The sequence below is a fragment of the Enterococcus sp. DIV0421 genome, assembly GCF_051713745.1.
GTDB lineage: Bacteria > Bacillota > Bacilli > Lactobacillales > Enterococcaceae > Enterococcus_D > Enterococcus_D casseliflavus.
Genome location: NZ_JBIOQM010000021.1, coordinates 1 through 896, shown reverse-complemented (window position 1 = coordinate 896; position 896 = coordinate 1). Strand labels below are relative to the sequence as shown.

The window sequence follows — 896 nt, the reverse complement described above, 5'->3', positions numbered from 1 at the left end:
AAACAATTACTAAGTTTATTAGCGACCTATGATATCCAACAAATTAATGAACAATTTTACGAATTAGTTGTTCAAGAAGATGCCCCCTCTGACTTTGATGTGAATTGGTCAAACTATGATGCATTAACAAAATCAGGAGGCGTGCAAAAATGACTGGACAGACGCTAGAAGATTATTGCAAAAAGCTTCGATTAAGCCATATCATCACGAACTTACCAAGAGCTTCTTTCGAAGCTCCAGAACAATTTATTACCGATTTATTCCGTTTAGAGCTTGAGACCAGACAGCAGATCAAATTAGAACGGATGGAAAAATTAGCCAAATTTCCTGTACCAAAATCGCTAAAGAACTATGAATGGCACGAAGATATTTTTCTACCAGCCCATCTAGATAAGGCGACCCTTGTCTCTCTTGATTTTCTAAAAAGGCAAGAAAACATTGTTTGTGTTGGCTCTCCTGGTACAGGGAAAACGCATCTAGCGATCGCATTAGGGAGAAAAGCCTGTAGTGAAGGTGTTTCAACCAAATTTTTCCGAGTAAACAATCTCGTTGAACAATTAGAGAGTGCCTTAAAAAAACAACAGCTAGCCAGTTTCAAGAAGCGATTCGAAACAACAGAATTAATTATTCTTGATGAAATGGGGTACTTACCATTGACGAAAGAAGGAGCTGAACTGCTCTTTCAACTGATTTCAGATTGGTATGAGCAAAAGAGCATTATTATTACCTCTAATTTAGAATTCAGTCAATGGAATCGAGTGTTTATGGATTCTCGCTTAACAGCTGCTCTCGTTGATCGGCTAATCCATCACGCTCACATTATCAGCTTTAAAGGCGAAAGTTTCAGGTTGAAAAATTCATTATCTAAATCATATTGAAGGAAAAAACTAGTTGCA

Annotated in this window: 1 protein-coding gene and 1 pseudogene; both read left to right on the top strand. The window is 37.3% G+C overall.

The features are described from left to right. Positions 1 to 153, top strand: a pseudogene (locus tag IGI96_RS19730) (IS21 family transposase); the annotation flags it as partial. Beyond that, positions 150 to 878 carry an IS21-like element helper ATPase IstB gene (istB, locus tag IGI96_RS19725; protein WP_195958049.1) on the top strand — a complete coding sequence of 243 codons (729 nt, stop codon included), beginning with the start codon at positions 150 to 152 and terminating at the stop codon, positions 876 to 878. The pseudogene IGI96_RS19730 and the gene istB, both read left to right, overlap by 4 nt. Positions 879 to 896 lie beyond the last annotated feature (18 nt).